28 protein-coding genes are annotated in these 25,701 nt (G+C 64.7%); 25 read left to right on the top strand and 3 right to left on the bottom strand.

The genetic code is table 11. The features are described from left to right. Positions 1–160 precede the first annotated feature (160 nt). The 9 genes from glmM to ACREBX_RS02785 all read left to right on the top strand — a co-directional run bounded on the left by glmM (position 161) and on the right by ACREBX_RS02785 (position 8,995). Entirely contained in the window at positions 161–1,498 is a 1,338-nt protein-coding gene (glmM, locus tag ACREBX_RS02825) for a phosphoglucosamine mutase (RefSeq protein ID WP_431560238.1), read from the top strand. 34 nt (positions 1,499–1,532) lie between these two features. Then, complete coding sequence (locus ACREBX_RS02820) at positions 1,533–1,757, top strand: DUF1272 domain-containing protein (RefSeq protein WP_431560237.1); 225 nt, start codon at positions 1,533–1,535, stop codon at positions 1,755–1,757. A 54-nt stretch (positions 1,758–1,811) separates the two neighbouring features. After that, positions 1,812–2,378, top strand: a complete 567-nt coding sequence (locus ACREBX_RS02815; RefSeq protein ID WP_431560236.1) for a hypothetical protein — start codon at positions 1,812–1,814, stop codon at positions 2,376–2,378. A 340-nt stretch (positions 2,379–2,718) separates the two neighbouring features. Continuing rightward, a complete protein-coding gene (thiD, locus tag ACREBX_RS02810) occupies positions 2,719–3,885 on the top strand; it encodes a bifunctional hydroxymethylpyrimidine kinase/phosphomethylpyrimidine kinase (protein WP_431560235.1) in 1,167 nt (388 codons plus the stop codon). Positions 3,886–3,988: 103 nt separating this feature from the next. Beyond that, positions 3,989–4,543 carry a ribonuclease HII gene (locus ACREBX_RS02805; protein WP_431560234.1) on the top strand — a complete coding sequence of 185 codons (555 nt, stop codon included), beginning with the start codon at positions 3,989–3,991 and terminating at the stop codon, positions 4,541–4,543. A 26-nt stretch (positions 4,544–4,569) separates the two neighbouring features. Next, positions 4,570–5,466 (top strand): oxidoreductase, encoded by an 897-nt coding sequence (locus ACREBX_RS02800; protein WP_431560233.1) that lies wholly within the window; start codon positions 4,570–4,572, stop codon positions 5,464–5,466. A gap of 392 nt (positions 5,467–5,858) precedes the next feature. Beyond that, positions 5,859–6,998, top strand: coding sequence for a site-specific DNA-methyltransferase (locus ACREBX_RS02795; RefSeq protein ID WP_431560232.1), 1,140 nt, complete (start codon positions 5,859–5,861; stop codon positions 6,996–6,998). Then, on the top strand, positions 6,998–8,128 hold the full coding sequence (gene folP, locus ACREBX_RS02790) for a dihydropteroate synthase (protein WP_431560231.1): 1,131 nt from the start codon (positions 6,998–7,000) through the stop codon (positions 8,126–8,128). Before ACREBX_RS02795 ends, folP begins: the two co-directional genes overlap by 1 nt. Positions 8,129–8,155: 27 nt before the next feature. After that, complete coding sequence (locus ACREBX_RS02785; RefSeq protein WP_431560230.1) at positions 8,156–8,995, top strand: hypothetical protein; 840 nt, start codon at positions 8,156–8,158, stop codon at positions 8,993–8,995. A gap of 161 nt (positions 8,996–9,156) precedes the next feature. Here ACREBX_RS02785 and ACREBX_RS02780 read toward each other — a convergent pair whose 3' ends face one another. Then, on the bottom strand, positions 9,157–10,590 hold the full coding sequence (locus tag ACREBX_RS02780; RefSeq protein WP_431560229.1) for a sigma-54-dependent transcriptional regulator: 1,434 nt from the start codon (positions 10,588–10,590) through the stop codon (positions 9,157–9,159). Positions 10,591–10,829: 239 nt separating this feature from the next. Between ACREBX_RS02780 and ACREBX_RS02775 the strand changes: the two genes are divergently transcribed. The 8 genes from ACREBX_RS02775 to ACREBX_RS02740 all read left to right on the top strand — a co-directional run bounded on the left by ACREBX_RS02775 (position 10,830) and on the right by ACREBX_RS02740 (position 16,577). After that, positions 10,830–10,952 carry an aa3-type cytochrome c oxidase subunit IV gene (locus tag ACREBX_RS02775; RefSeq protein WP_431560228.1) on the top strand — a complete coding sequence of 41 codons (123 nt, stop codon included), beginning with the start codon at positions 10,830–10,832 and terminating at the stop codon, positions 10,950–10,952. Positions 10,953–10,962: 10 nt separating this feature from the next. Continuing rightward, entirely contained in the window at positions 10,963–12,096 is a 1,134-nt protein-coding gene (locus tag ACREBX_RS02770) for an NAD(P) transhydrogenase subunit alpha (RefSeq protein WP_431560227.1), read from the top strand. Positions 12,097–12,099: 3 nt separating this feature from the next. Beyond that, positions 12,100–12,465, top strand: a complete 366-nt coding sequence (locus ACREBX_RS02765; RefSeq protein ID WP_037510620.1) for a PH domain-containing protein — start codon at positions 12,100–12,102, stop codon at positions 12,463–12,465. Between the two features lie 108 nt (positions 12,466–12,573). Further along, positions 12,574–13,170 (top strand): fasciclin domain-containing protein, encoded by a 597-nt coding sequence (locus ACREBX_RS02760; protein ID WP_431560226.1) that lies wholly within the window; start codon positions 12,574–12,576, stop codon positions 13,168–13,170. A 41-nt stretch (positions 13,171–13,211) separates the two neighbouring features. Further along, entirely contained in the window at positions 13,212–13,811 is a 600-nt protein-coding gene (locus ACREBX_RS02755) for a fasciclin domain-containing protein (protein ID WP_431560225.1), read from the top strand. A 165-nt stretch (positions 13,812–13,976) separates the two neighbouring features. Beyond that, on the top strand, positions 13,977–14,258 hold the full coding sequence (locus tag ACREBX_RS02750; RefSeq protein WP_039573456.1) for a proton-translocating transhydrogenase family protein: 282 nt from the start codon (positions 13,977–13,979) through the stop codon (positions 14,256–14,258). 1 nt (position 14,259) lies between these two features. Next, positions 14,260–15,744, top strand: a complete 1,485-nt coding sequence (locus ACREBX_RS02745; protein ID WP_431560224.1) for an NAD(P)(+) transhydrogenase (Re/Si-specific) subunit beta — start codon at positions 14,260–14,262, stop codon at positions 15,742–15,744. A 137-nt stretch (positions 15,745–15,881) separates the two neighbouring features. Beyond that, positions 15,882–16,577, top strand: coding sequence for an aspartate/glutamate racemase family protein (locus ACREBX_RS02740; RefSeq protein ID WP_431560223.1), 696 nt, complete (start codon positions 15,882–15,884; stop codon positions 16,575–16,577). A gap of 141 nt (positions 16,578–16,718) precedes the next feature. On the opposite strand, the gene ACREBX_RS02735 is transcribed toward ACREBX_RS02740, so the two are convergent. Then, positions 16,719–17,138 carry a DUF2147 domain-containing protein gene (locus tag ACREBX_RS02735; protein WP_431560222.1) on the bottom strand — a complete coding sequence of 140 codons (420 nt, stop codon included), beginning with the start codon at positions 17,136–17,138 and terminating at the stop codon, positions 16,719–16,721. 97 nt (positions 17,139–17,235) lie between these two features. Here ACREBX_RS02735 and ACREBX_RS02730 point away from each other — a divergent pair, with 97 nt between their 5' ends. The 8 genes from ACREBX_RS02730 to ACREBX_RS02695 all read left to right on the top strand — a co-directional run bounded on the left by ACREBX_RS02730 (position 17,236) and on the right by ACREBX_RS02695 (position 24,984). Beyond that, positions 17,236–18,450 (top strand): parallel beta-helix domain-containing protein, encoded by a 1,215-nt coding sequence (locus ACREBX_RS02730; RefSeq protein ID WP_431560221.1) that lies wholly within the window; start codon positions 17,236–17,238, stop codon positions 18,448–18,450. Beyond that, positions 18,447–19,472, top strand: a complete 1,026-nt coding sequence (locus tag ACREBX_RS02725; protein ID WP_431560220.1) for an SO2930 family diheme c-type cytochrome — start codon at positions 18,447–18,449, stop codon at positions 19,470–19,472. The genes ACREBX_RS02730 and ACREBX_RS02725 overlap by 4 nt, the downstream gene beginning before the upstream one ends. 154 nt (positions 19,473–19,626) lie before the next feature. Further along, a complete protein-coding gene (gene maiA, locus ACREBX_RS02720) occupies positions 19,627–20,259 on the top strand; it encodes a maleylacetoacetate isomerase (RefSeq protein ID WP_431560219.1) in 633 nt (210 codons plus the stop codon). Further along, positions 20,256–22,304: a TonB-dependent receptor gene (locus ACREBX_RS02715; RefSeq protein ID WP_431560218.1), complete on the top strand. Its 2,049-nt coding sequence runs from the start codon at positions 20,256–20,258 to the stop codon at positions 22,302–22,304. The genes maiA and ACREBX_RS02715 overlap by 4 nt, the downstream gene beginning before the upstream one ends. 86 nt (positions 22,305–22,390) lie before the next feature. Beyond that, positions 22,391–22,837: a MarR family winged helix-turn-helix transcriptional regulator gene (locus tag ACREBX_RS02710; protein ID WP_431560217.1), complete on the top strand. Its 447-nt coding sequence runs from the start codon at positions 22,391–22,393 to the stop codon at positions 22,835–22,837. Continuing rightward, a complete protein-coding gene (locus tag ACREBX_RS02705; protein ID WP_431560216.1) occupies positions 22,830–23,111 on the top strand; it encodes an HPr-rel-A system PqqD family peptide chaperone in 282 nt (93 codons plus the stop codon). Before ACREBX_RS02710 ends, ACREBX_RS02705 begins: the two co-directional genes overlap by 8 nt. Continuing rightward, positions 23,108–23,974, top strand: a complete 867-nt coding sequence (locus tag ACREBX_RS02700) for an HprK-related kinase A (RefSeq protein WP_431560215.1) — start codon at positions 23,108–23,110, stop codon at positions 23,972–23,974. The genes ACREBX_RS02705 and ACREBX_RS02700 overlap by 4 nt, the downstream gene beginning before the upstream one ends. After that, complete coding sequence (locus ACREBX_RS02695) at positions 23,971–24,984, top strand: nucleotidyltransferase domain-containing protein (protein ID WP_431560214.1); 1,014 nt, start codon at positions 23,971–23,973, stop codon at positions 24,982–24,984. The genes ACREBX_RS02700 and ACREBX_RS02695 overlap by 4 nt, the downstream gene beginning before the upstream one ends. On the opposite strand, the gene ACREBX_RS02690 is transcribed toward ACREBX_RS02695, so the two are convergent. Further along, on the bottom strand, positions 24,981–25,643 hold the full coding sequence (locus tag ACREBX_RS02690; protein WP_431560213.1) for an HAD-IA family hydrolase: 663 nt from the start codon (positions 25,641–25,643) through the stop codon (positions 24,981–24,983). The genes ACREBX_RS02695 and ACREBX_RS02690 overlap by 4 nt on opposite strands. Positions 25,644–25,701: the final 58 nt, after the last annotated feature.

Genomic DNA, 25,701 nt, shown 5'->3' with positions numbered 1-25,701 from the left:
GCGATTATTCTGGCCTGCTTGCCAAGCAAAAGAGGGTGACTTAGAGCACCTCCCGAAACAAACGGGAACCGGTTTTTGGGCCGGTAAATGCTCCGCGGGGGCCATCCCGTGAGAAGCCGGGGCAGGTCTTTGTCGGCGATGGTTAGGTAGCAGAGGGAACATGCGCAATTTTTTCGGAACCGACGGGATTCGCGGCCTGACCAACCGGGTCCCGATGACCGCGGAAGTCGCGATGCGCGTCGGCATGGCGGCGGGGGTGCACTTCCTGCGCGGCGACCACAAACACCGCGTCGTGATCGGCAAGGATACGCGGCTATCGGGCTATATGCTCGAAAACGCGCTCGTCGCGGGCTTTACCAGCGTCGGCATGGATGTCGTGCAGGTTGGGCCGATGCCGACCCCGGCGATCGCGATGCTCACGCGTTCGATGCGCGCCGACCTCGGCGTCATGATTTCGGCGAGTCACAATCCCTATCACGACAATGGGATCAAGCTGTTCGGCCCCGACGGGTACAAGCTGTCCGACGAGGATGAGGCGCAGATCGAGCATTTGCTCGGGCAGGAGCCGAAGCTCGCCGGGCCCAGCCACATCGGACGCGCCAAACGCATCGACGATGCGCGCGGCCGTTATATCCATGCGGTGAAACAAAGCCTGCCCGAGTCCGTCCGCCTCGACGGGCTGCGCATCGTGCTCGATTGCGCCAATGGCGCGGCGTACAACAGCGCGCCGACAGTGTTCTGGGAACTCGGCGCCGACGTGGTGGCGATCGGCGTCGAACCCAACGGCACCAACATCAACGACAAATGCGGATCGACCGCGCCCGCGCTGCTGCAGGAAACCGTGGTCGCGAGCGGCGCCGACATCGGCATCGCGCTGGACGGCGACGCCGATCGGCTGATCGTTGTCGATGAAAAGGGCCGGATCGTCGACGGCGACCAGATCATGGGGCTGATCGGCGCGAGCTGGGCGCGGCAGGGGCGGCTGAAAGGCGGCGGGGTGGTCGCGACGGTGATGTCGAACCTGGGCCTCGAACGCTTCCTCGAAGGCGAGGGGCTGCGGCTCGAACGCACCAAGGTCGGCGACCGTTATGTGCTCGAACGGATGAAAGAGGGCGGCTTCAACGTCGGCGGCGAACAGTCGGGGCATATGATCCTGTCGGATCATGCGACGACCGGCGACGGCACGCTCGCCGCGCTACAGGTGCTCGCCGAGCTCATCGCGTCGGGCAAGCCCGCGAGCGAATTGCTGCACCAGTTCGACCCGGTGCCGCAGCTTTTGAAGAATGTCCGCTTTGCAGGCGGCAAACCGCTCGAACATAAAGACGTCATCGCGGCGATCGCCGAGGGCGAAGCCACGCTCAATGGGCGCGGCCGCCTGGTGATCCGCCCGTCGGGCACCGAACCGCTGATCCGCGTGATGGCCGAAGGCGACGATGCCGGACAGGTCGAACAGGTCGTCGACATGATCTGCGACGCGGTGCGCGCCGCCGCGGCATAACCATCTGATTTTTTAGAACCGAAAGAGACTTAACATGCTTGAAATGCGACCCGATTGTGAAAAATGCGGCCGCGATTTGCCCGCCAACGTTCACGGCGCCTTTATTTGTTCGATGGAGTGCACCTTTTGCGCGAACTGCGCCGACCGGATGGACGAGCAATGCCCCAATTGCGGCGGCGACCTGCTCGACCGCCCGCTGCGCGAGGGCGCGATTCTTGCGAAATACCCCGCCTCGACGGAGCGAAAGCACAAGGGGTGATTCCAGGCACGATCCGGTGTTGCCGGTCAGGCTTGCTGTGAAGGGGCATTCCCGGTGCTGTTCCTGATTGGCGGCGCGAGCCGAAGCGGGAAGTCATTGCTCGCCACGCGGTTGATGGCGCGCGTCGGCGTGCCCTGGTTTTCGCTCGATACATTGCGCATGGGACTTGCGACGGGCGCGCCTGCGCTTGATATCGATCCCGATGCCGACGACCTGCAGGAGGCCGGCCGCTTGTGGCCGATCGTACGCGCGATGGCGTCGCAATTGATCGACGACGGGCGGCCTTATGCGATCGAAGGCGTCTGCCTCGATCCACATGACGTTGCCGCCTTTGCCGTCGACCATCGCGTCGCCGCCTGTTTTCTTGGCTATCCCCGGCTCACGCCCCCCGAAAAGGCCGCGCTGACGGTGGAGTTTCGTGGTGGCCCCAACGACTGGCTCGCCGACGAATCCGAAGACGAGATATTGGCCCATCTTGCCGATGGTTGCCGGACCAGTGCGGCGCTCGAGCGGTCCTGTGCCGAAACCCGGCTGCCTTTCTTTGACACCGGGCAAGATTTCGTCACCGCGCTGGCGGAGGCCGAGAGGCATCTGCTCGCGGCGCTGTCCGGCGAAGCTTAGCGGGGCCGAGGGTTCACGCGCTTCCACGGTCGCGATAGAAAAACGGGTGCCGGACATGCGCCGTTGGTCGCCGAAAACAGATATCAGGAGCGCTATCGGTTTAAAATCGTCGTCAGGGGAGCGGTGCTCCGCCCGGACAAGCGCGAACGATATAGCGCGTACAAGGGCAAATGGGCGAAGGACATCATCTGATCCGCTGCGCAAAACTTTCCCGCGGTCCGCACCTATGCCATGGGGTCCGCATGCTCCGATCACCTGCCTCTCGCCCGCGCTCGCCGACCTCGCCAAGGTTACGGGCCATTGCCGTAAATCGGCGGCTTTTCTCTCGCGGGATGAAAGGATGACCGCGCGCATCCTGATCATCGCCGGTTCCGATTCGGGCGGCGGCGCGGGCATCCAGGCCGATATCAAGACGGTCACGATGCTCGGCGGCCATGCGATGACCGCGATTACCGCGATCACGGCGCAGAATACGCTGGGGGTGCAGGGCATCCATGCGGTGCCGACCGAGATGGTGCTCGCACAGATCGACAGCGTCGCGTCGGACATCGGCGTCGATGCGGTCAAGATCGGGATGATCGGCAGCGCCGAAACCGCCGCGGCGGTCGCGGATCGCTTGTCGCGGCCCGATCTCGCGCAGGTGGCGCTGGTGTTCGACCCGGTGATGGTCGCGACGAGCGGATCGGTGCTCGCCGACGCGGCGACGATCGACGCGTTCCGCGCCTTGCTCGACCGCGCGATGGTGGCGACGCCGAACCTTCCCGAACTCGACGCGCTTGGCGGTGAAGAGGCGGTGCTGGCGCACGGCTGTTCGCTGCTCGTGAAGGGTGGTCATGCCGAGGGCGAGACGGTGATCGACCGGTTGCTCGAAACGGGTGAGGGCGAGGTCGCGCGCTGGGAAGCACCGCGGATCGACACGCTGCACAGCCATGGCACCGGCTGCACGCTCGCGAGCGCGATCGCGACGGGGCTGGCGCAGGGCATGCCGCTCGAACCCGCGATCGCACGCGCGCGCGATTTCGTGCGGCTATCGCTGCTCGACGCGCCGGGGTTGGGTGCGGGGCATGGCCCGATGGGCCAGCAATATGTGCGCAACGACGGGCTGTTCACCGGCCCGGCGCTCAACCAGATCACGCTGCCCGCGAACGATTATGTGGTGTCGGTCGCCTTTTACAAACAGATGGGCCTGAAGCAGATCGTCGATAGCCCCGGCGCTGAAGGAATTGGGGGCTATGCGCGGTTCGAAGCCGCGAATGGCGTGACGCTGTCGATCCATGTTGATGAAAACGTCGGCGACGGCACGGCGGGCGGAATTACCACTTATCTCGAAAGCGGCGCGCTCGACGCGTGGGTCGCCTATCTGGCGCGGCGCGGGGTGCGGTTCGAACAGATGCCCAAGGACGAGGAATGGGGCTGGCGCGAGGCGCGGCTGGCCGATCCGGCGGGTAATCGGCTTTGCCTGTACCAGGCGGCCGAATATCGGAGGTATCCGCCGTGGCGGGTGTAAAAGCCCCTCACCTTCAGGGGAGGGGTTGGGGTGGGGGCCATCGGCCTCGCGCCACCTCGATAGCCCCCACCCCCAGCCCCTCCCCTGAAGGGGAGGGGAGATTATGATCGTCGGCGTCGACGAAGCTGGGCGCGGCCCGCTCGCGGGGCCAGTGGTCGCGGCGGCGGTGCTGCTCTGCGAAGGCGGCATCCCCGGGCTCGATGACAGCAAGAAACTCACCGCAAAACGCCGCGCTGAACTCGAAGCGCAGATCAAGGCGCGCTGTCGCTGGGGCATCGGCGAGGCGAGTGTCGCGGAAATCGACCGCATCAACATATTGCAGGCGACGTTGCTTGCGATGACGCGCGCGGTCGAGGCGCTCGGGTTCGAGCCCGCCGAGGTGCTGGTCGACGGCAACCGGTTGCCGCGCTGGCGCTACACCGCGACCGCGATCATCGGCGGCGATGCGCTCCATCCGTGCATTTCGGCGGCGAGCATCATCGCGAAGGAACATCGCGACCGCTTCATGGTGGCCATGGCGCGCGATTTCCCCGGCTTTGGCTGGGAAACCAACATGGGCTATGGTACGGCGCAGCATCTCGCGGCGCTGCGCCAGCATGGGCCCACGCCGCACCATCGGACCAGTTTTGCCCCGGTCGCACAAATGCAACTGGTCTGAAGCCCGAAACCAGAGGGGGGAAGACGATGAGCAGGGGATTTACGGCCGACGACGTGTCGGGCCAGACCGGCCGCACCTTTCTTGTCACCGGTGCCAATGCCGGGATCGGGTTCGAAGCCAGCAAAATTCTCGCCGCGCGCGGTGCGCATGTGATCCTTGCCTGCCGCGACTCCGACCGGGCCGAGGCGGCAATGAACCGGATTCGCGTCGATGTGCCGAAGGCCGAGCTCTCGTTTCAGCCGCTCGATCTCGCCGATCTCGACCAGGTCCACGATGCGGCGAAGGCGGTGCTCGCGGGGCCGCGGATCGATGTGCTGATCAACAATGCCGGCGTGATGATCCCGCCCAAAACAATTACCAAACAGGGGTATGAGCTGCAATTCGGGGTCAACCACCTCGGCACTTTCGCCTTCACCGGGCTAGTCCACCCGCATGTCGACGACCGCATCGTCATCACCGGAAGCATCGCGCACAAGAACGGGGCGATGGATTACAGCGACCTCAGTGCAAGCCGCAGCTATCATAATTGGGCGCGCTACCAGATGAGCAAGCTCGCGAACCTGCTCCATATGTTCGAACTCGACCGGCGGCTGAGCGCCGCGGGGCGCGCAACGCAGGCGATTGGATGCCATCCGGGGGTCGCGCTCACCGAATTGACACGCCACCTGCCGCTGCCGCTCCGGACGATGACGCCGCTTGCCGCGCCTTTTTTCAACAGCGCGGCACAAGGTGCGTGGCCGACGCTGCAGGCCGCGACGGGCGCGCGTGTGCAGGGCGGCGATTATCTGGGACCGCAAGGGCTGGGAGAGGTGTCTGGGCGATCGGGTCCGGCGCGCGCAACCCGCGATGCGTGCGATCCGAAGCTCGCGCGTGAACTTTGGCAGCGGTCGATCGAACTGACCGGAGTCGATCCGGGTCTTTAGTTCCTTCTCCCCTTGCGGGAGAAGGATAGGAAGCCTTGCCGCAAAGCGGCTAGGCGGACTTGGAAGAGGGGTTGCGAGCCGGAGGCTCGCGGTCGCATCGCGACCATTCACCCTCTCCCAGCTTCGACTGGCGAACAGGTTCGCAAGTCTTCGCAACCCTCCCCCGTCGAGGGGGAGGGGTTTTTGAAATTTTTTTCGCCAGTGAGTCTTCATCGCCACACCACCAGTGGTTGAGTCTTCGAGTCGCGACTGACTCCATATGGTGTGTCAGACTCGTTTCGTTCTCATCGCGTTAACCAGTTGGAGAGGCGGAATCCCTAGACTCCTGCGCTTGACGGCGGGTGTCGCTGGACTCATCAGGGCCTTCTTACGAGCAAGGAACGGGGTGAAGCATGGGTGTGATGGAACGGGTCAAGGCGCCGACGACGAAGAAGCGGATGCCCAAGGTCGACCCGGCAGACCTGCCGCTCGACAGCATTTTGCAGGGCGATTGCGTCGAAATGATGCGCTCGCTGCCCGCCGCGTCGGTCGACATGATCTTCGCCGATCCGCCGTACAACCTCCAGCTCGGCGGCGACCTGCTGCGCCCCGACGGCAGCCAGGTCGACGCGGTCGACGACGACTGGGACAAGTTCGACAGCCTCGCGACCTACGACCGCTTTACCCATGCCTGGCTCAAGGAAGCGAAGCGCATCCTGAAGCCGAACGGCAGCATCTGGGTGATCGGCAGCTATCACAACATCTTCCGCGTCGGCACCGCGCTGCAGGACAATGGCTATTGGATCCTCAACGACATCGTGTGGCGCAAGGCGAACCCGATGCCCAATTTCAAGGGCACGCGCTTCACCAATGCGCATGAGACGTTGATCTGGGCATCGATGGGCGAGAAATCGCGCTACACATTCAACTATCGCACGATGAAGACGCTGAACGACGAGCTTCAGATGCGCTCCGACTGGCTGATCCCGATCTGCGGCGGTCAGGAACGGCTCAAGAAGGGCGGGACGAAGGTTCATCCGACGCAGAAGCCCGAAGCTTTGCTCTATCGTATCCTGCTCGCCTGCTCGAGCCCCGGCGACGTGATCCTCGATCCGTTCTTCGGAACCGGCACGACGGGTGCGGTTGCCAAGCGCCTCGGCCGCCATTTCATCGGCATCGAGCGCGAGGATGATTATATTGCCGCCGCGCTGGAGCGCATCGAACTGGCGCTGCCCCTCGACGAAAGCGCGGTGAAGACGATGATGGCGCCCAAGGCCGCGACGCGCGTCGCGTTCGGCACGCTCGTCGAATGCGGCATGATCGCGCCGGGAACGGTGCTTACCGATACCAAGCGCCGCTGGAAGGCGAAAGTGCGCGTCGACGGCAGCCTCGATTGCGACGGCCAGCCCGCGGGGTCGATCCACAAGGTCGGCGCGGGCCTGCAGGGTGCACCGAGCTGTAATGGCTGGACCTTCTGGCATGTCGACAATGGCAAGGAACTCCGCGTGATCGACGCGGTGCGGCAGGACTGGTTGCTGGCGAACGAAGCCTGATGTTCCAGCCGCTGACCAAGCCCGATCTCGGCGCCGCGTCGGCGGATGCGCAAATCTATTGCCGCCCGACCTGCTTCGTCGACCGCCCGCACGAGCTGGACGACGACTGCCTGCGGATCGCCGATTCTATGGTCTGGTTTGCCGGCTGGCACATCAGCCTTCGCGATGGTCTGACCGTCAAATCGGCGATCGTCCTCGTTCCCGAATGGGATGACTGGATCGCGGCGATGTCCGACACATTGGCGCAGGCGGCAAATGCGCAGCGCGCCGGTGTCGTGCGGCCGCGCGGTGTGCTGCAACTCGGTGAGCGGAAAATCCGGCTGAACGAGCCGCAGCTCATGGGTATTTTGAACCTCACGCCCGACAGCTTTTCGGATGGCGGCAAGCATGTCGATGCCGTTGCGGCAGCCGAGGCCGGTTTCGCGATGGGTTCGGCGGGCGCGGCGATCGTCGATGTCGGCGGCGAATCGACGCGCCCCGGCGCGCCGCTGGTCTGGGAAGGCGACGAGATCAAGCGCATCGAAGGCGTGGTGTCGGCGCTCGCGAGGGGCGGCGTTGCGGTTTCGATCGACACGCGCAAAGCCGCGGTAATGGAGGCCGCGCTCGCCGCCGGCGCCCGGATCGTCAACGATATTTCGGCGCTGCGCTATGACGACCGCGCGATGGAAGTGGTCGTGCACGCGGGTTGTCCCGTCGTGCTGATGCACGCGCCGTCGGCGAAGAGCGACCCGCATGAAGGCGGCAACTACGCGCATGTCCTGTTCGACGTCTACGACATGCTCGCCGAGCGCGTCGCGGCGTGCGCCGCCGCCGGGATCGACCCGGCGAAGATCATCGTCGATCCGGGGCTCGGCTTCGGCAAAGGGGTTGGCGACAACCTCGCGCTCATCAACGGCCTCGCATTGTTCCACACATTGGGCTGCCCGATCCTGTTCGGCGCCAGCCGCAAGCGGATGATCGGCGCGCTCGATAACGAGGCACCCGCCGACCAGCGGCTCGGCGGCACGGTGGCGCTGCATTATCAGGCCGCGACGCATGGTGCACAATTGCTGCGCATCCATGATGTCACCGAGAACCGTCAGGCAATGCGCGTCTGGCGCGGCCTGCGCGATGCCGCGCTGACGGGATAACGCTTCCTAGAGTCAGGAGTAGCAGTCTTGGTGAATTGGCAGTCAGCGCAGGACGAATGTGAGGGGGTATTGGCGGAAGGTGTCGCAATGCTGAACGATGCCGCGCGGCAGCCTCAAGGGTCGATTGGAACTTTTTCGGGAAACTATCTCTATTCGCTGTCGGACCAGCCCATGTATATCGGCGAAGCACAGAATTGTCGTAAGCGGTTGACGCAGCAGTCGGATGTTCGCCGATCGACCTTCTATGGGAACTATCTAAAGACCGCCCCTACTCCTCTCATGCCGATTACAGCTTTTTCGGTTCGCGCTATTCCAGTGGCCATCGGTAGGAAGGAAATGGAGGAGTTCGGCATCGTTAACCTGCCAACCTCGCTAAACCGTTTCCAACTCGATAAACGGGAGCGCTACGCACCCACGATGGTCAACGCATTATGGAGCGAGGTGCAGGATCGGGCCCTCATAATCATCGACGAAGGTGCGACGCTTGCACTGGAAAGCGGATTTTCGTCATGGCTCCAAGCCGTGCCTGTCAGCTTGCCGGGTCTATATCTGATCCGATCGGACAACGGGACGATTATCTATGTAGGCGAGAGTTCCGACATGGGATCGCGCTTTCTGACTCATGGCGGCCGGACCTATTTCTCCGCCGTTCGTCGTAACCTAGGTACGGACCTGCTGTCTTTCGCCTTGCAAACCATCAATGGAAAGAAACGCTATTTCAGCGAAGCAGAAGACGCGCATGTAACCGCATTTCTGCACTCCTGTTCAATTGCGTTTTTCCCCATCCGGTTTGGCAGGTATGAGGTCGAAGAGAAACTGATCATGCAACTCCGGCCTGCGCTTAATCGCAAAGCTAAGGCCCAATGATCTGCATTTTTTTTCAGATTGCCCGCTCTCTCGACGCGAATAATATTAGTCGCGGCCGCGGGTGCCAGAATTGCGAAGCCGCCGCCTTTGAATTGCAAATCTCGTTACAACTAACGAACAAGTTTGGAAGTCTCGCCGCGCCTCCCGCTTACGGGAGGGCTTCACGCGGCGGTATCGATCCCGAGGTCGCTGAGCTTGCGATAGAGCGTCGAGCGTCCGATGCCGAGGCGGCGGGCGACTTCGCTCATCCGGCCGCGGTAATGGCCGATGGCGAGGCGGATGACGTCGGCCTCGATTTCCTCAAGCGGGCGCAGGTTGCCGTCGGGCAGGTACAGCGTGACGCCGATTGCCTCGCCGTTGATCGCGATCTCGCCTTCGTCGGACATGCTGCCGCCGCCAAGCGTCGCCTCGATGGCGCGGAAATCGGCGCTGGTGAGGACATCGGTGGTGCTGTTCACCGCGGCGCGGAACAGCACATCCTGCAACTGGCGGACGTTGCCCGGCCAGGCATAGGCGGCGAGCAGGCGCAGCGCGTCGTCGGTGACGCCGATCGTGCTCATGCCTGGCAAGCCGCCGATGCGCGCGAGCAGATGGCGCGCGAGCGGGCCGACGTCGCCGCGGCGTTCCGACAGCGAGGGCAGGGTGAATTGCGCGCTCGACAGCGCGTAGAACAGGTCTTCGCGAAAGTGGCCGGCCTCGATCAGCTTGTCGAGCGGGCTCGTGCTCGTCGCGATAATGCGCACGTCGACGCTCTGACGGATCGATCCGCCGATCATCTGGACTTCGCCGCTGTTCAGGAATTCGACGAGCTTCGCCTGCGTTTCGAGCGGGATGCACTCGACATGGTCGATGATGACACTGCCGCCATCGGCCTGGACGAGGCGGCCGACCTGGCGGTCGAAGGCGCCGGCAAAGGCGCCGCGTTCGTGGCCGAAGAGGCCCGATCCGATCAGACCCGGCGACACCGCCGAACAGTCGACCATGACGAGCTGGCCGCGGGCGCGCGGCGACGCGCTGTGGATCGCGCGGGCAAAGACTTCCTTGCCGGTCCCGGGCTTGCCGTTGATCATCACCGGGACGCGCGCCCGCGCGGCCTTGGCGGCGATCGCGAGCGCGCTGCGGAAATTGGGGCTCGACCCGATGATTTCCTCGAAAGCCAATGGGGCACGAAGCTTTTCGGTGAGCGGGCGCAGTTCGCCCTGCGGACCGCTCGTCGACACGACGCGGTCGAGCGCTTCGAGCAGCCGGTCGGGGGCTATGGGTTTCTGGACGAAATCGCTCGCCCCGGCGCGCATCGCACCGACCGCCACCTCGACCCCGTTGCGCATCGTGATGACGACAAGCGGCAGCGCAGGGCGCCAGCGGCGCAATTCGGCGACGAATTCCGAAATATCCATGCCGGGGGCGCCCTGGTCGACGAGCACGGCGTCGAGCGCCATGCCTTCCTGGGTGCCGAGCTTGGCGAGCGCGGTGTCGGTGTCGGCGGCGATGGCGCTGCGCCAGCCGCCCCGCGATACAAGGGCCGCCAGAAAGCGCTGCTGGGCAGGCTCGCTGTCGACGATCATCACCATTCGCGTGTCGCGCGTGCTAGTCATCGTTTCGAATCTGCCCCCTGAACCGACATTGCTATGGGTTTGTTTTGCTGAGGGCTGCATGTGTATCCCGTAGGGGTAAAAGGGCGATTAAGGGCATTCGTCTTTTCCTACATCGAAGTCCAGCGGCCAAACCCGCACTTGAGCATCGCGGGACGCGTGGCTAAGACCGGCGCGATAACCGATTCTAGGCGCAGCGCTGTGCGTTCGCGCACAGGACCGGCCGTTAAAGGGGAAAAACGATGGTACAGCAGGAAATGAAGGCAGCCGAAGAAACCTATGCGGGTTTCATCAGCCTGTTCAAGATCGGCTCGATCATCACCGCGGTCGTCGTCGGCGGCGTCGTCCTGCTCATCGCGTCCTGACCGGACCGGCATGCGCATCGCTGTCCTGAGGGAGCTCGCCGAAGGCGAGACCCGCGTCGCCGCTACCCCTGAAACCGTGAAGAAATTCATTGGCTTGGGCGCTGAAGTTGCTGTCGAATCGGGGGCAGGGGTCGCGGCCTCGATCGCCGATGCCGATTATAGCGCCGCGGGCGCGAGCGTCGGCAGCCGCGCCGATGCGCTGAAGGGTGCGAATATCATCCTTGCGATTCAGGGACCCGATCCCAAGGGGCTTTCGGGCTTTGCCGAGGGCGCCTGGCTTGCCGCCGGGCTCAACCCGTTCGGCGCCGGAGAAAATGGGCGTGCGCGCGTTGACGAGTATGCGAAGCTGGGACTCGAAGCGCTGGCGATGGAATTCATGCCGCGCATCACGCGCGCGCAGTCGATGGACATCCTGTCGAGCCAGGCGAATCTCGCGGGTTACAAGGCGGTGTTGATCGCGGCGAACGCCTATGGCCGCGCCTTTCCGATGATGATGACCGCGGCGGGCACCGTCAGCGCCGCCAAGGCGTTCGTGATGGGCGTTGGCGTCGCCGGGCTGCAGGCGATCGCGACCGCGCGCCGCCTCGGCGCGCAGGTCAGCGCGACCGACGTGCGCGCGGCCACGAAAGAACAGATCATGTCGCTCGGCGCCAAGCCGATCTTCGTCGAAACCGTCGCCGGGATCGAAGGCGAGGGTGCGGGCGGCTATGCCACCGAAATGTCCGACGAATATAAGGCGGCGCAGGCCGAACTCGTGTCGTCGCACATCGCCAAGCAGGACATCGTCATCACCACCGCGCTGATCCCGGGGCGCCCGGCGCCGCGGCTGATCTCGGACGCGCAGCTGGCGACGATGCGTACCGGCAGCGTGATCGTCGACATGGCAGCCGAAAGCGGCGGCAACGTCGAGGGCTCGGTTTCGGGCGAAGCGAAGCGTATCCACGGCGTGACGGTGATCGGCGCGAAGAATATCGCCGCGCTGATGCCCGCCGACACCAGCGCGCTGTTCAGCCGCAACCTGTTCAACTTCCTCTCGGCCTTCTGGGACAAGGACGCCGGCAAGCCGGTGCTCGACGAGGAAATCGGCAATGCGGTGCGCCTGACGCAGGGCGGCAAGGTCGTGAACGAGCGATTGCTGGGCTAAATAGTGGGACTGTTTAGCGCCGGGGATATCGACATTGCCGGCGCGCAGGCCGAGTTCCAGGCGTGGCTGATCGAGGGCGAGCGCGTGCTCGCGGCGTTCCGGACGATCCGCGATACCGTGCTGCTGACGAACCTGCGCTTCATCTTCGTCGATGTTCAGGGGCTGACGGGATCAAAGAAGGATTTCCAGAGCATTCCCTGGCGTTCGGTCACGCGTTTCTCGTTCGAAACAGCAGGGACCTTCGACCTCGATGCCGACATGAAAGTGTGGGTGTCGGGCGCCGCGACGCCGCTTGAGGTCAAGATTTCGCGCAAGAGCGATCCGCAGAAAATCCAGCAGCTTATGGCGCAGTTGATCGTCGGCCGCTGACGCAATCGGAAAAAATGGCCGTTTTCGGCCTTTTCATGAAACCTCCTTTGGTTACTATGCGTTCAGGGTTTCCCTAACCCTGAGTTTCAACCAACTGGAGAATGATTGATGTCGTCTGCGAAACTTTTCGCCACCCCCCTCCTTGTGCTTGCCACCCTGTCGCCCGTTTATGCGCAGGAAACCGCCGCGCCGGCCGAAGCGACCGAAGTCGCCGCCGCTCCGGCTGAAGCCGCGGCCCCTACCGCACCCGCGCAGCCCACGGGCATCGCGCTCGAAATCGCCGCCAAGCCCGACCACAAGACGCTGGCCACGGCGCTGACTGCTGCGGGCGTGTCGGACAAGCTCGCTGGCCAGCCTTTCACGATCTTCGCGCCGACCGACCAGGCATTTGCCGCGGTTCCGCAGCCGATGACCGACTGGCTGATGAACCCGAACAACACCGAATCGCTCGCGAAGGTGCTGACCTATCATGTCGTTCCGGGCCGTGTGACCGCCGAGGATCTCTTCGCGAAGATCAAGGCCGGTGGCGGCAAGGCGACGCTGGCGACCGTCGAGGGCGAGACGCTGACCTTCACCGAGGTGCAGGGCAACATCAAGGTCGACGGCGCGCAAGGCAGCAGCGGCTTCATCACGCAGCCCGACGTCGAACAGTCGAACGGTAACATTCATGTCATCAACGGCGTGTTGATGCCGACGCTCGGCTGATGATTCGCGCCGCTGCGTCCGGTTTTTGAAAGGATAAGGATATGAAAACCCATCTGATCTTGACGGCCGCAGCGGCCGCGCTCGCGCTGTCGGGCTGCGGCGACAAGAAGGAAACGCCGGCCGAGACGACGACGGTCGCGGGCAGCGAAACGGCGCCCGCGCCCGCTGCCAGCCCGTCGCAGATGCTGGCGAGCAGCCCCATCGCAGCAAATCTCGCGGCCTCGCCCGATCACAAGTCGCTGGCCGCGGCGGTGACGCAGGCTGGCCTGGCCGAGACGCTGTCGAGTGCGGGGCCGTTCACGCTGTTTGCGCCGACCGATGCCGCTTTTGTGCAGGTGCCGCCGGTAACGCGCGATGGCTGGATGCGGCCCGCGCAGAAGGATGTGCTCGCCGGCGTGCTGAAATATCACGTGGTTCCGGGCAAGCTGAGCGCGGCCGACCTCGCCGCAAAGATCGCCGAAGGCAGCGGCAAGGCGGTGCTCAAGACCGCCGACGGGCAGGATCTGACCGCGACGAAGAGCGGCGATGCGATTCTGTTGACCAGCGCCAGCGGGAACAAGGCGACGGTGATGCTGGCCGATGTCGGCCAGTCGAACGGCGTCGTCCATGTCATCGACGCGGTGCTCGTCCCGAAAATGTAAAAAACATCGCCGGCTCGCCCGGCAAGGCGATATTTTATGTCGCAAAGCGCCCGCATTTCTCTTGGCCAGAAATGCGGGCGCTTCTTTTTGGGAGCTTTGGAGTCGACACATTCGGCGGGGCGCGGCAAGAGGTGCGCGAAACGGAATCAGCAGGGGAGCGAGCCCGTGGATTTTATCGCGATTTTTTCAATTTTCGTACTGGCCTGCTTTGTCGGCTATTTTGTCGTCTGGTCGGTGACCCCGGCGCTGCACACGCCGCTGATGAGCGTCACCAACGCCATTTCGTCGGTGATCATCGTCGGTGCGTTGATCGCCAGCGCCGCCGCGGGTTCGGCTTCGTCGAAATGGCTGGGGCTCGCCGCGGTTGTAATGGCCAGCATCAACATTTTCGGCGGCTTCGCGGTCACCGCACGCATGTTGGCGATGTACAAGAAGAAGGAGCGCTGAGATGGAGTTTCAGTCGATCCTTTCCGCCGCGACGGGCGGCCACGGTCTCGCGGTCAATCCCTGGGCCTCTGTTGCCTATCTGGTAGCGGGCGTCCTTTTCATCCTCGCGCTGCGCGGGCTGTCGAGCCCGGCAACGGCGCAAAGCGGCAATCGCTTCGGCATGGCCGGCATGACGATCGCGGTCGTCACCACGTTGCTGACGCATGCGCCCGCCACCGCCGACGGCTTCCTCGATACGGTCGGCCTGGTCGAAATCCTCGTCGCAATCGGTATCGGTGCCGTGATCGGTATCGTGATGGCGCGGCGGATTGCCATGACCGCGATGCCGCAGCTTGTCGCCGCCTTCCACAGCCTCGTCGGCTTGGCCGCAGTCGCGGTTGCCGCCGCCGCATACCTCAACCCGCAAGCCTTCGGCATCGCCGATGCGGCGGGCCAGATCTTCACGGTCAGTCGCATCGAAATGGGGCTTGGCATCGCGATCGGTGCGATCACCTTCTCGGGATCGGTCATCGCCTTCCTGAAACTCAACGGCAATATGTCGGGTTCGCCGATCATGCTGCCGGGGCGCCATGTCATCAACCTCGCGACCCTCGCTGCCATTATCGGCCTCGTCGCCTATTTCACCGTCGACCAGTCGCCGTGGGTGTTCTGGACCGTCACCGGCCTCAGCTTTGCCATCGGTTTCCTGCTGATCATCCCGATCGGCGGCGCCGACATGCCGGTCGTGGTGTCGATGCTCAACAGCTATTCGGGCTGGGCCGCGGCGGCGATGGGCTTCACGCTCGGCAACACCGCGATGATCATCACCGGCGCGCTGGTCGGCTCGTCGGGCGCGATCCTGTCTTACATCATGTGCCGCGCGATGAACCGCAGCTTCATCAGCGTCATCGCGGGCGGCTTCGGCGCCGATGCGGGGCCGAGCGATGGCGCGTCGAAGGAACAGCGGCCGTGGAAACCTGGTAGCGCCGAGGACGCGGCCTTCCTGATGAGCCAGGCCGACACCGTCATCATCGTTCCGGGCTATGGCATGGCGGTCGCGCAGGCGCAGCATGCGCTGCGTGAAATGGCCGACCAGCTCAAGAAAGAGGGCGTGACGGTCAAATATGCGATCCATCCGGTCGCAGGCCGCATGCCCGGCCATATGAACGTCCTGCTCGCCGAGGCGAACGTCCCCTATGACGAGGTGTTCGAGCTGGAGGACATCAACGGCGAATTCGCGCAGGCCGACGTCGCTTTCGTCATCGGCGCGAACGACGTGACCAACCCATCGGCGAAGACCGACAAGACCTCGCCGATTTACGGCATGCCCGTGCTCGACGTCGAAAAGGCGAAGACGGTGCTGTTCGTGAAGCGCTCGATGGGCGGGGTCGGCTACGCCGGCGTCGACAACGACGTCTTCTACATGGACCAGACGATGATGCTGCTCGGCGATGCCAAGAAGATGGCCGACGACATCGTCAAGGCCCTGAGCGGCAGCGGGCACTAAGAGCTAAAGCGGCAGCGGACACTGATGCTTTGCCGTAAAGTTTCGCTCTCGGCCTTGCCCGGGGGCGCCACTTTATCTAGCGACAGGCGGGACCGGGCCGGCAACGACCCGGTCCTGTTGTATTTTGGAGGACCATTTTGCGCAAAATCGGCCTGATCGGGGGAATGAGCTGGGCATCGACCGAGCTTTACTACCGCCATCTCAACAAAGGGGTGCAAAAGCGCCTCGGCACCGCCTGTTCGGCGCCGATCCTGATGGAGAGCCTCAACTATTGCGACCTGTCGCGCATCACGACCCCCGAAGGGTGGACGCATGCGAAAGACGTGCTGATCGCCTCGGCACAGCGGCTCGAGGCGGCGGGTGCAACCGCGCTGATGATCGCCGCCAATTCGATGCACAAGGTGGCGGAAGACGTCGCCGCGGCGATCTCGATCCCGCTGCTTCATATCGTCGACGAAACCGGCGAGAAGATGAAGGCCGACGGGGTCAAGGCCGCCGCGGTGATCGGCACGCGCAATGTGACGACCGAACCCTGGTTCCGCCAGCGCCTCGTCCGCCACGGCCTGACGCTCGCACCCTATGACACGAGCCGCGTCGACGAGATCGACCGCATCATTTACGAAGAGCTGATGCTGGGCAAGGTGAACGAAAGTTCGCGCCGTACGATGAAGACCTTTATCACCGACATCGCGAAGCAGGATATCCAGGCGATTGTGCTGGCGTGTACCGAGCTGGTGATGCTCGTCGATACCGACGCCAATGTCCTGCCGATCTATGACACGACGCGCATTCATGTCGCGGCGGGCGTCGACTGGATCTTGGGCGAGGGTTGAGGAAAAAATCCTCCCTGTCGCGAAGCGATGGGGAGGGGGACCGCGCCCGGAGGGCGTGGTGGAGGGGCCGCGACATTGCGCCATTGCCCCTCCGTCAGCGCTTCGCGCTGCCACCTCCCCATGCCTGCGGCACGGGGAGGATCAGGTTGATGACATCTTCGTCCACGTCACCGTGCGGCAGAACAGGCTGACGCAACCCTTCATCGTCATCTTGTTGCCGTTCACGCGCAGATGCGCCTTGTAATATCGGCCGTCCTCGGGGCTATAGCCTTCGCCTTTCCAGCCGTCGCCATGCGGCGCGAGATCCCAATAAATCTGTAGTCCGGTGACCTTGCGGCCGCGCTTCGCCTTGTCGGGATTGCGCTCGTCGAGCTGTCCGCCGGCGGGCTGCTTGATCAGCAGCCGGTCGATGCGACCGCACATTTTGTTCCCGCACGCGGCCATGACGACGACCGCCTTGCCATCGTCGGTTTTCCAGCGCCCGGCAATCGGCGCAGGCGCCGCGGCCATCGATGGCACGGCAATCAGGGCGACAAGCGCCAATGCGTATCTGTGAATCAAAGCGACCTCTCCCCGGTTAGCTACACATATGTCAGCAACATCGCTTGGCATCCGTCAAGTCTTGCACCATGCTCCCCGAAAATAAGGGGAGAGACATATGCGATTCCATGGCCTGCGCCACGCGGCGACGCTCTGCATCGTGGCAGCATTTGCCGCCAGTCCGGCGGCGGCGAAAGTGATCAGCGTCAGTGCGACAACGCAGGGCGCCAACGAAGAGCTGCAAGAAGCCCTGATTCTCGCCCAGCCCGGCGACACCGTACAACTCGGCGCGGGCGTGTGGAAACTGACCGACGGGCTGTCACTCGACGTCGCCAACGTGACCATACGCGGCGCCGGGGCGGGCGAGGGCGGATCGATCCTCGACTTTGCGGGCCAGCAGGGCGCGGGCGAAGGGCTGCTTGTCACTTCCGACGATGTGTATCTGACCGGATTCGCGGTGCTCAATACCAAGGGTGACGGCATCAAGTCGAAGGGCGCCGACCGCATCGTCTATCACAAGCTGCGCGTCGAATGGACCGCGGGGCCCAAGGAAACCAACGGCGCCTACGGCATCTATCCGGTCGAAAGCAGCGATGTGCTGATCGACAGCGTCTATGTCCGCGGTGCATCGGACGCGGGCATCTATGTCGGCCAGTCGAAGAATATCGTCGTTCGCGAATCGATCGCCACCGAAAATGTCGCGGGGATCGAGATCGAGAACAGCTACGACGCCGACGTCCACGACAATATCGCGACGAAGAACACCGGCGGCATCCTGGTGTTCGATTTGCCGAGCCTGCCGATGCAGGGCGGCCACAATGTCCGCGTGTTCGAAAATATCGTCAACGACAACAGCACGCCGAACTTTGCGCCCAAGGGCAATATCGTTGCGAGCGTCCCGACCGGCACGGGCGTGCTGATCATGGCGAACCGCAACGTCGAGATTTTCGGCAATGTGTTCGACAACAACGGCACCGCGAACGTGATGATCGTCGGCTATCGTTACGACCATAAGGATCCGAAATATCAGCCGCTGCCCAGGCAAATTGTCGTGCGCGGCAACCAGCATGGCAAGGCGGGCTATGCGCCGAAGTTCCCGGGCGGCGATATGGTCGCGGCGGCGATGGGCGGCGCGATCCCGCCGGTGCTGTGGGATGGTTCGGGCGATGCGATCGTGCTCGACAAGGTTGGCGTGCTGTCGCTGAACCTGCCCGACGTGAAGACGCCGCAGGGCGAAGCGAAGCCCGCCCCCGCCGACCTGTCGAAGGGCACGCCGCCGGCGGCGCTGCCGGTGATCAAGCTGCCCGAAGCGATGGAGGCGAAGGTCCGGTGAGACGCGTTTTCGCCGCGCTGGCCGCGGCGCTACTGTGTGCGGGCGGCGGGGCGGCGGGATCGCTGCCCGGGGTCGATCAGGCGGTGGTCGAAAGCGATGCGATGCCAGCGAAGCTGTCGGCGTTCGGGCTGTTCCGCGGTAATGATCCGAAAACGCCCGCGACCGGCATCGGCTATACGCTGCGCGCGCCGCTGTTCAGCGATTATACCGACAAGCATCGCTTCATTTCGATCCCGCCGGGGACAAAGGCGAAGATCGGAAGCGACGGGGTCATCGAGTTTCCCTTCGGCACCGTGCTCGTCAAAAGCTTCGGCTGGAGCGACGTCAATGGCGGGCGTCCGGTCGAGACGCGCCTGCTGATCCGCCGCGCCGCTGGCTGGACCGCGTTGCCCTATATATGGGACGCCGACGGCAAGGATGCGACGCTGGCGCTCGGCGGGCGGCGCGTGCCGGTGAGCTTCAAAAGCCCCGACGGCGAGACGCACAACATTCGCTATGCGGTGCCGAACAAGAACCAGTGCAAGGAATGCCACAGCCTCGCCGGCGAGATCGTGCCGATCGGGCCCAAGGCGCGGAATTTCATCCTCGACCCGGCGGCGTCGGACAAGATGCGCAGCCTCTATTTCGAGAATCCCGCCGCGCTGAAACCGACGATGCCGCAGTGGGACGACCCCAAAGCGGGCAGCGTCGCCGACCGCGCGCGCGCCTATCTCGACGTCAATTGCGCGCATTGTCACAACCCCGCGGGCAGCGCGTCGAACAGCGGGCTGTTCCTGCGCTGGACCGACGATCCGGCTGGCGTCAATTTCGGCGTCGGCAAGCGCCCGACCGCGGCGGGACGCGGCAGCGGGGGCATGGATTTCGCAATCGCGCCCGGTGACCCCGCACACAGCTTCCTGATCTATCGCCTTGAAAGCACCGACCCCGGTATCGCGATGCCCGAGGTCGGGCGCTCTACGGTGCACAAGGAAGGCGCGGCGCTGCTGCGGCAATGGATTGCGGAGATGCCGAAAGATGGGTGATCGCTCGGCGTTTCGTTCCACACTTGGTCATTGCGAGCGGAGCGAAGCAATCCAGAGCGGTTTTCGCAACCTCTGGATTGCTTCGCTCTGCTCGCAATGACGCGGCTTTTGTAGGGCGCTTGCCAAGAAGGCCGAACTGATCCTAGGTCCGCGCATGACCCAACTCGTTCTCCACGACTATTTCCGCTCCTCGGCCAGCTTTCGCGTTCGCATCGCGATGAACCTGAAAGCGCTCGATTATGAGCGCGTCGAGATCAGCCTGATCGCGGGCGAGCAGCGCAGCGATGCCTATCTGGAGCAAAATGCGCAGGGCTTTGTCCCGATGCTCGTCGTCGACGGCGAGCCGATTATCCAGAGCATGGCGATCATCGACTGGCTCGACCGCGCCTTTCCCGAACCGCGGCTGATTCCCGAGGAAGCGATGCCGCGCGCGATCGCGCTGGCGCGCGCGCAAGTGATCGCGAGCGACATCCACCCGCTCAACAACCTCCGCGTGCTCAAATATCTGACCCGCGATCTCGGGCTGAACGAACAGACCAAGGACCGCTGGATCGCGACATGGATCGCGCAGGGGTTCGAGGCGCTCGAGGCGATGGCGGGTGAGGCGAAATATCTCGGTGGAGACACGCCGGGAATCGCCGACTGCTGCCTCGTCCCGCAGATCTACAACGCGCGGCGCTTCGAAGTGCCGCTCGACGCCTATCCGCGGCTGGTAGAAATCGATGCCGCCTGCATGGAACTGGACGCGTTCCAGCAAGCCCACCCCGACGCAGTCAAGCCCGCGTGATTCGGCTTCTGACCGGGGTCGCGTTGCTGGCATTGCCGGCGGCGGCGATGGCGCAGGAGGATTACGACGGCGACATCGACTGGACAACAGCCGATCCGGTTACTTCGCACAGCCCCTATGAAATCGTGGTTCGCGGTGGGCTGCTTCAGCATAATGACGGCGACTTGATCCAAAGCAGCACAATCCTGGCGGATTTGCTGCCCGGACTCGGCTCCCGCATCGAGAACCGCCTGCGCGACGAGGCGAGCATCGTCCAGTTTCGCCGCAGCGACGGGCGCAGCGCGCATCCGACGAGCCAGGGCGTGACGCTGCGCGGTCTCGGCGGCAATGCATCGAGCCGCGCGCTGGTGACGCTCGACGGGGTGCCGCAGGCCGACCCGTTCGGTGGCTGGGTCGCGTGGAGCGCCTATGATGCGATCAACCTTGGCGGCATCATCGTTACGCGCGGCGGCGGCAGTGGAGCCGATGGGCCCGGCGCACTAGCTGGGACGGTCGGTCTCTATTCGACCATGACCGATGGCGCTGAGGCGAGTCTCGCCTATGGCAGCCGCGATAGTTGGGACGCATCGGCCAGCGCCGGCGGCGATCTGGGTAACGGCCAAGTCGCGGTCGATGGTCGCTACGGCCGCGGCGACGGCTTCATTCCGATCGCCATGGGGCAGCGCGGCAGCGTCGACCGCGCCGCCGCCTATGAACAGGGCGGGCTGGGTGTGCGCTTGCGTTTCGACGCCGGCGACGACAGTCGGGTCGAAGCGAGCCTGCGCGGTTTCGCCGACCGCCGCGATCGCGGTACCGATTTCACCACAAGCAAGACCGAAGGCGTCGATGCCAGCTTGCGCTTCGTCCACGATCCCTATGGCGCGACCCAATGGTTCGCTCTAGCCTATGTGCAGGTCCGCGATTTCGAGAGCGGTTTCGCGAGCGTCGCGGCGGGGCGGAACAGCGTCGCCCCTGCGCTCTTTCAGCGCGTACCCGCGACCGGCCTCGGCGCGCGCTTCGAGCTGCGCCCGGCGATCGGCGGCGCGAACCCGCTCCGCGTTGGCGCCGACTGGCGCCGCACCACCGGGCGGACCGAAGAAGACTTCTTCTTTGCCGGCACGACCCCCGGTCGCCACCGCATCGCGGGCGGCAGCAGCGATACCCTCGGCGCCTTTGCCGAATGGACGTCGGGCGATAGCGATTACGGCTTCCTCTGGACACTGAGCGGGCGTGTCGATCGCTGGTCGCTCGGCGAGGGGCATCGCCTCGAACGCAATATCGCCGGGCCGGTCATCACGGACTTGCGTTTCGCAGCGCGGCAAGGGTGGGAAGGCAGCGGACGTGCGGGCGTGCGCTGGACGTCCGACGCGGTCTCGCTGCGTGCCGCGGGCTACCGCGGTTGGCGCCTGCCGACGCTCAACGAACTCTATCGCCCCTTCCGCGTCGGCGTCGAGGTGACGACCGCGAACGAGATGCTCAGACCCGAGCGGCTATGGGGCGGCGAGGTCGGCGTTGACTGGAACAGCGGCGGTACAAAACTGTCGGCGACGCTGTTCGCGAACCATCTGACGAACGCCATCGCCAATGTCACGCTCGCCCCGAACCTCAACCAGCGGCAGAATCTCGATGCGATCGACAGCAAGGGCGTCGAGGTCAGCGCCGAACAGCGGATCGGCCCCGCGACCTTGCGCGCGACCTATGCTTTCACCGATGCCGAGGTCGATGCGTCGGGCGGCGCGGCGACCCTCGAGGGACGTCGGCCGGCGCAGATCGCCGAGCATGGCGGCAGCGTGTCGCTGCGCAGCAATGCGAATGGCCCGTTCGGCGGCTTTGCGACGCTGCGCTATATCGGCAAGCAGAATGAGGACGATCTTGGCCTGCTCGAACTCGGTGACGCGCTGACGCTCGACGCTGGCCTGTCGTGGAAGCTCGTCGAGGCGATCAGCATCGAGGCGCGCGGCGAGAATCTGTTCGACGAGCTGGTGCCCGTTGCGATCTCGTCATCGGGCATCGTCGAGCGCGCGACGCCGCGGACATTGTGGGTCGGTGCGCGCGTTTCTTTCTGATTATCGCGTCATTCCGCCCTTCACAGACCCGAAACTGGCGATAGGATGGACCGCGCCGGGGTTACGAGTTTGGGGATATATAAGGCATGGCCGCGAAGAAGCTGAATCTCGATAATTTCCTGCCGTACCGCCTGTCCATCGCATCGAATGCCCTGTCGAGCCGGATTGCCGCCGAATATGAAAATCGCTTCGGGCTGAAGATTCCCGAATGGCGGTTGATGGCGGTGCTCGGCGAAGGGCAGCCGAAGACGCAGCGCGCGCTGGTCGAGGCGACGCGGATGGACAAGGTGACGGTGAACCGCGCGGCGAAAGCCTTGGCCGATCGCCAACTGATCGCGCGTCAGGCGCACGAAGCGGACGGCCGCTCGCACCATCTGGAACTCACCGCAACCGGACGTTCGCTTTACGACGCCATTGTTCCCGCTGCGTTGGCCAGCGAGGCGCAGCTCGAATCGAATATCAGCGCCAGCGAACGCGCGACGCTGATGGCTATCCTTGCGAAACTGACTGCCGCCGCCGCAGATTATGACTGACCGCGCCTATCGCGCCGCACCGCCGGGCGCCCTGCGTATCGAACCGCTGGGCGAACTGACAGCGATCTTCGATCGGCGCTCGATGCAGACGCATCTCGTCGTGTCGCCGATGCCCGAGATTCTCGATGCCATGGGCGCCGACGCATGCAGCGCCGCGATCCTCGCTTCGCGCCTTGCGGCGACATTCGATCTCGACGGCGACAGCGATGTGCAGCCGATTCTTGCCGAGCGGTTGAGCGAGCTTGCCGCGATGGGGCTGGTGGAGCGCGCGTGAGGCATAGCCTTCGCATCGCGGTCGGCCCGGTGCAGTTCCGCATCGGCAGCGACTGGGCCGAGCCGATTGCATCGCTCCGGCAGCTTTACGCCGATTACCCGCAGGACGACACGCGCCCCGCCGACGCGACCGTGCGGCTGTTCGCGGCGCGGCCGTGGCGGCGCTGGCTGCGCCCGTCGGTCCATATCGGCGGCGATTTTGTCGTCCCCGACGCGTTGCCGCTGCCGCTGTCGATGGGGCTGCTCGCCGCCGAGATGGGGATGAATTTGCAGGTCGCGCTCGGCTGGCGGCGGCACATGCTGCTCCACGCGAGCGCGGTGGAAAAGGATGGCCGCGCGCTGTTGATGTCGGGCGAATCGGGATCGGGAAAATCGACCCTCGCCGCGCTGCTCGGCGAGGGCGACTGGCGGCTGATGGGCGACGAGTTCACGCTGATCGACCCCGCCTGCGGCGATGCGTTCGCCTTTCCGCGCGCGGTCAGCCTGAAGAATGACGCGATCGCCGAGGTTGCCGCACGCGTCGATCCGGCGCGGCTTGGGCCGCTGCTCGTCGCAACGCCGAAGGGCGATATTCGTCACCTGATCCCGCGTGCCGATGCGATCGCGGCGATGCACGAACCCGCGCGTCCCGCACTGCTGCTGTTTCCACGCTTCGGCGGCGAGGTGGCGGTCGAGCCGATGGGCGAGGGCGAGGCATTCGTCCGGTTGACCGAGGCGTCGACCAACTATGTCGCGCTCGGCGAAGCGGGTTTCGCCGCGCTGATGCGGCTGGTTCGCGAAACCCCGGCCTTCGGCATCTCCTATCCCGACAGCGCCGCCGGTATCGCGCTGGTCGGGCAGCTCTGGGCGGAGGCGGCGAAGTGAGCGCGGTGCGAAGCTTCGTCGACCTCCTCGCCGGCCGCCGCGACCCCGCCGCGCTGGCCCCGCGCGACTGGGACGGCATCGTCGGGGTCGCGCGCAGCGAGGCGATGCTCGCGACGCTCGCGCACAGTCTCGCCGATGCCGACCTGCCGCCGAGCGTCGCCGCGCTCTTCGCCGATCAGCGCGCCGCAGCCAAAGTTGCGCAGGCCCAGGCATTGTGGGAGGCGGAGATGGCGCGGCGCGCACTCGCCCCCACGGGGATCGAATTCGTGCTGCTGAAAGGCGCGGCCTATGCCGCCGCGGGCATGTCGTGCGCCGCAGGACGCCAGATCGGCGACCTCGACATATTGGTCCTCGCGCACGACATCCGCCGCACCGAAAACTTTCTGCTCAAGGCCGGGTGGGAATGGGTGAAGTCCGACCCCTATGACGACGCCTATTACCGCCAGCATATGCACGAGCTGCCGCCGATGATCCACAAGGCGCGCGACCGGATGATCGACGTCCACCACACGATCCTGCCGCGCACCCACCGGATCACCCCCGACGCGCTCGCGCTGGTCAGCGATGCGGTGACGAGTAGCGCGGGTTTTGCGGTGCTCAACCCCGCCGACATGGCGTGCCACTGCGCCGCGCATATGCTCTCCGACGGCGATCTGCAGGGCGGGCTGCGCAATCTGTGGGACTTCCACACGATGACGCGCGATTTCATCGCCGCCGATACGGGCTTCTGGGGGGCGCTCGACGGGCGGGCGGCGCTGCACGGGCTACAAGGTGCGGTGCACCGCGCCGCGCGGCTGTCGCGCGATCTCTATGGTGCGGCGCTGCCGAGCGGGTGGGATCGGCAGGAGCCGACCGACGCGTGGTTCCGCCGCCGTCTTTTTGCGCGCGACGATTGGGGACAGGTCACGGAACCGATGCTGGAACAGGCTTTTTATATCCGCTCGCACTGGCTGCGCATGCCGCCCGCGATGCTCGCGAAGCATCTCTGGACGAAGTGGCGGAAGCGTTAGAGCGTTTCGAGTAGCGGGATCAGTTCGTCATAATCATCGATGACATGGTCGGCCCCGAGTTCAGGAGCGGGCCGGTCGAGAAAGCCGAAGCTGACCGCGACGCTGGGCACGCCCGCATTCCTCGCAGCCATCACATCATAGATGCTGTCGCCGACGAAGGCCGCGCGCCCGCCGCCGCATCGCTGGGTCATGGCATGAATCGGTTCGGGCGACGGCTTGCGGACACCCAATGTGTCGCCGCCGATGATCGTCGCCATGCGGTCGGCAAGATCGAATTCACCGAGCAAGACGCGCGCCAGATGCTCGGCCTTGTTGGTGACGACCGCGGTGCGCACGCCCAGCGCGTCGAGCCGGTCGAGAGCGGCGATCACACCGGGGAAGGGGCGGCTGTGGACCGCGATATGCGCTTCGTAGAAATTGAGCAGTTCGGGATAGAGCCGCTCGACCGCGCCATCGGGCACGCCGCCCGACGCGCGCAGCCCTTCCTCGAGCATATGCTTCGCGCCGCGTCCGATCATCGGCCGCACGGCCGCCTCGGTCAGCGGCGCGCGGTCCATCAGTCCCAGCGTATGATTAACCGCGGCCGCAAGATCGCCGAGCGTATCGAGGAGCGTGCCGTCCAGATCGAAGCCGACGATCGCAAAAGGAAATCCGTTCATCCGCCGCGCATGGCGCGATGCTCTGGAAACCGCAATGATTTGCTGGCATGGCAGCGCG

This window comes from Sphingopyxis sp. (assembly GCF_050725655.1).
In the GTDB taxonomy this organism is placed as follows: domain Bacteria; phylum Pseudomonadota; class Alphaproteobacteria; order Sphingomonadales; family Sphingomonadaceae; genus Sphingopyxis.
This window is presented reverse-complemented; position numbering and strand designations above follow the sequence as displayed.

What these genes read in the sequence shown, in the direction of transcription:
- glmM (WP_431560238.1), top strand. Translation starts at nt 161, where the DNA reads ATGCGCAATTTTTTCGGAACCGACGGGATTCGCGGCCTGACCAACCGG.
- ACREBX_RS02820 (WP_431560237.1), top strand. Translation starts at nt 1,533, where the DNA reads ATGCTTGAAATGCGACCCGATTGTGAAAAATGCGGCCGCGATTTGCCC.
- thiD (WP_431560235.1), top strand. Translation starts at nt 2,719, where the DNA reads ATGACCGCGCGCATCCTGATCATCGCCGGTTCCGATTCGGGCGGCGGC.
- ACREBX_RS02805 (WP_431560234.1), top strand. Translation starts at nt 3,989, where the DNA reads ATGATCGTCGGCGTCGACGAAGCTGGGCGCGGCCCGCTCGCGGGGCCA.
- ACREBX_RS02800 (WP_431560233.1), top strand. Translation starts at nt 4,570, where the DNA reads ATGAGCAGGGGATTTACGGCCGACGACGTGTCGGGCCAGACCGGCCGC.
- ACREBX_RS02795 (WP_431560232.1), top strand. Translation starts at nt 5,859, where the DNA reads ATGGGTGTGATGGAACGGGTCAAGGCGCCGACGACGAAGAAGCGGATG.
- folP (WP_431560231.1), top strand. Translation starts at nt 6,998, where the DNA reads ATGTTCCAGCCGCTGACCAAGCCCGATCTCGGCGCCGCGTCGGCGGAT.
- ACREBX_RS02780 (WP_431560229.1), bottom strand. Translation starts at nt 10,590, where the DNA reads ATGACTAGCACGCGCGACACGCGAATGGTGATGATCGTCGACAGCGAG.
- ACREBX_RS02775 (WP_431560228.1), top strand. Translation starts at nt 10,830, where the DNA reads ATGGTACAGCAGGAAATGAAGGCAGCCGAAGAAACCTATGCGGGTTTC.
- ACREBX_RS02770 (WP_431560227.1), top strand. Translation starts at nt 10,963, where the DNA reads ATGCGCATCGCTGTCCTGAGGGAGCTCGCCGAAGGCGAGACCCGCGTC.
- ACREBX_RS02760 (WP_431560226.1), top strand. Translation starts at nt 12,574, where the DNA reads ATGTCGTCTGCGAAACTTTTCGCCACCCCCCTCCTTGTGCTTGCCACC.
- ACREBX_RS02755 (WP_431560225.1), top strand. Translation starts at nt 13,212, where the DNA reads ATGAAAACCCATCTGATCTTGACGGCCGCAGCGGCCGCGCTCGCGCTG.
- ACREBX_RS02745 (WP_431560224.1), top strand. Translation starts at nt 14,260, where the DNA reads ATGGAGTTTCAGTCGATCCTTTCCGCCGCGACGGGCGGCCACGGTCTC.
- ACREBX_RS02730 (WP_431560221.1), top strand. Translation starts at nt 17,236, where the DNA reads ATGCGATTCCATGGCCTGCGCCACGCGGCGACGCTCTGCATCGTGGCA.
- maiA (WP_431560219.1), top strand. Translation starts at nt 19,627, where the DNA reads ATGACCCAACTCGTTCTCCACGACTATTTCCGCTCCTCGGCCAGCTTT.
- ACREBX_RS02710 (WP_431560217.1), top strand. Translation starts at nt 22,391, where the DNA reads ATGGCCGCGAAGAAGCTGAATCTCGATAATTTCCTGCCGTACCGCCTG.
- ACREBX_RS02705 (WP_431560216.1), top strand. Translation starts at nt 22,830, where the DNA reads ATGACTGACCGCGCCTATCGCGCCGCACCGCCGGGCGCCCTGCGTATC.
- ACREBX_RS02690 (WP_431560213.1), bottom strand. Translation starts at nt 25,643, where the DNA reads ATGAACGGATTTCCTTTTGCGATCGTCGGCTTCGATCTGGACGGCACG.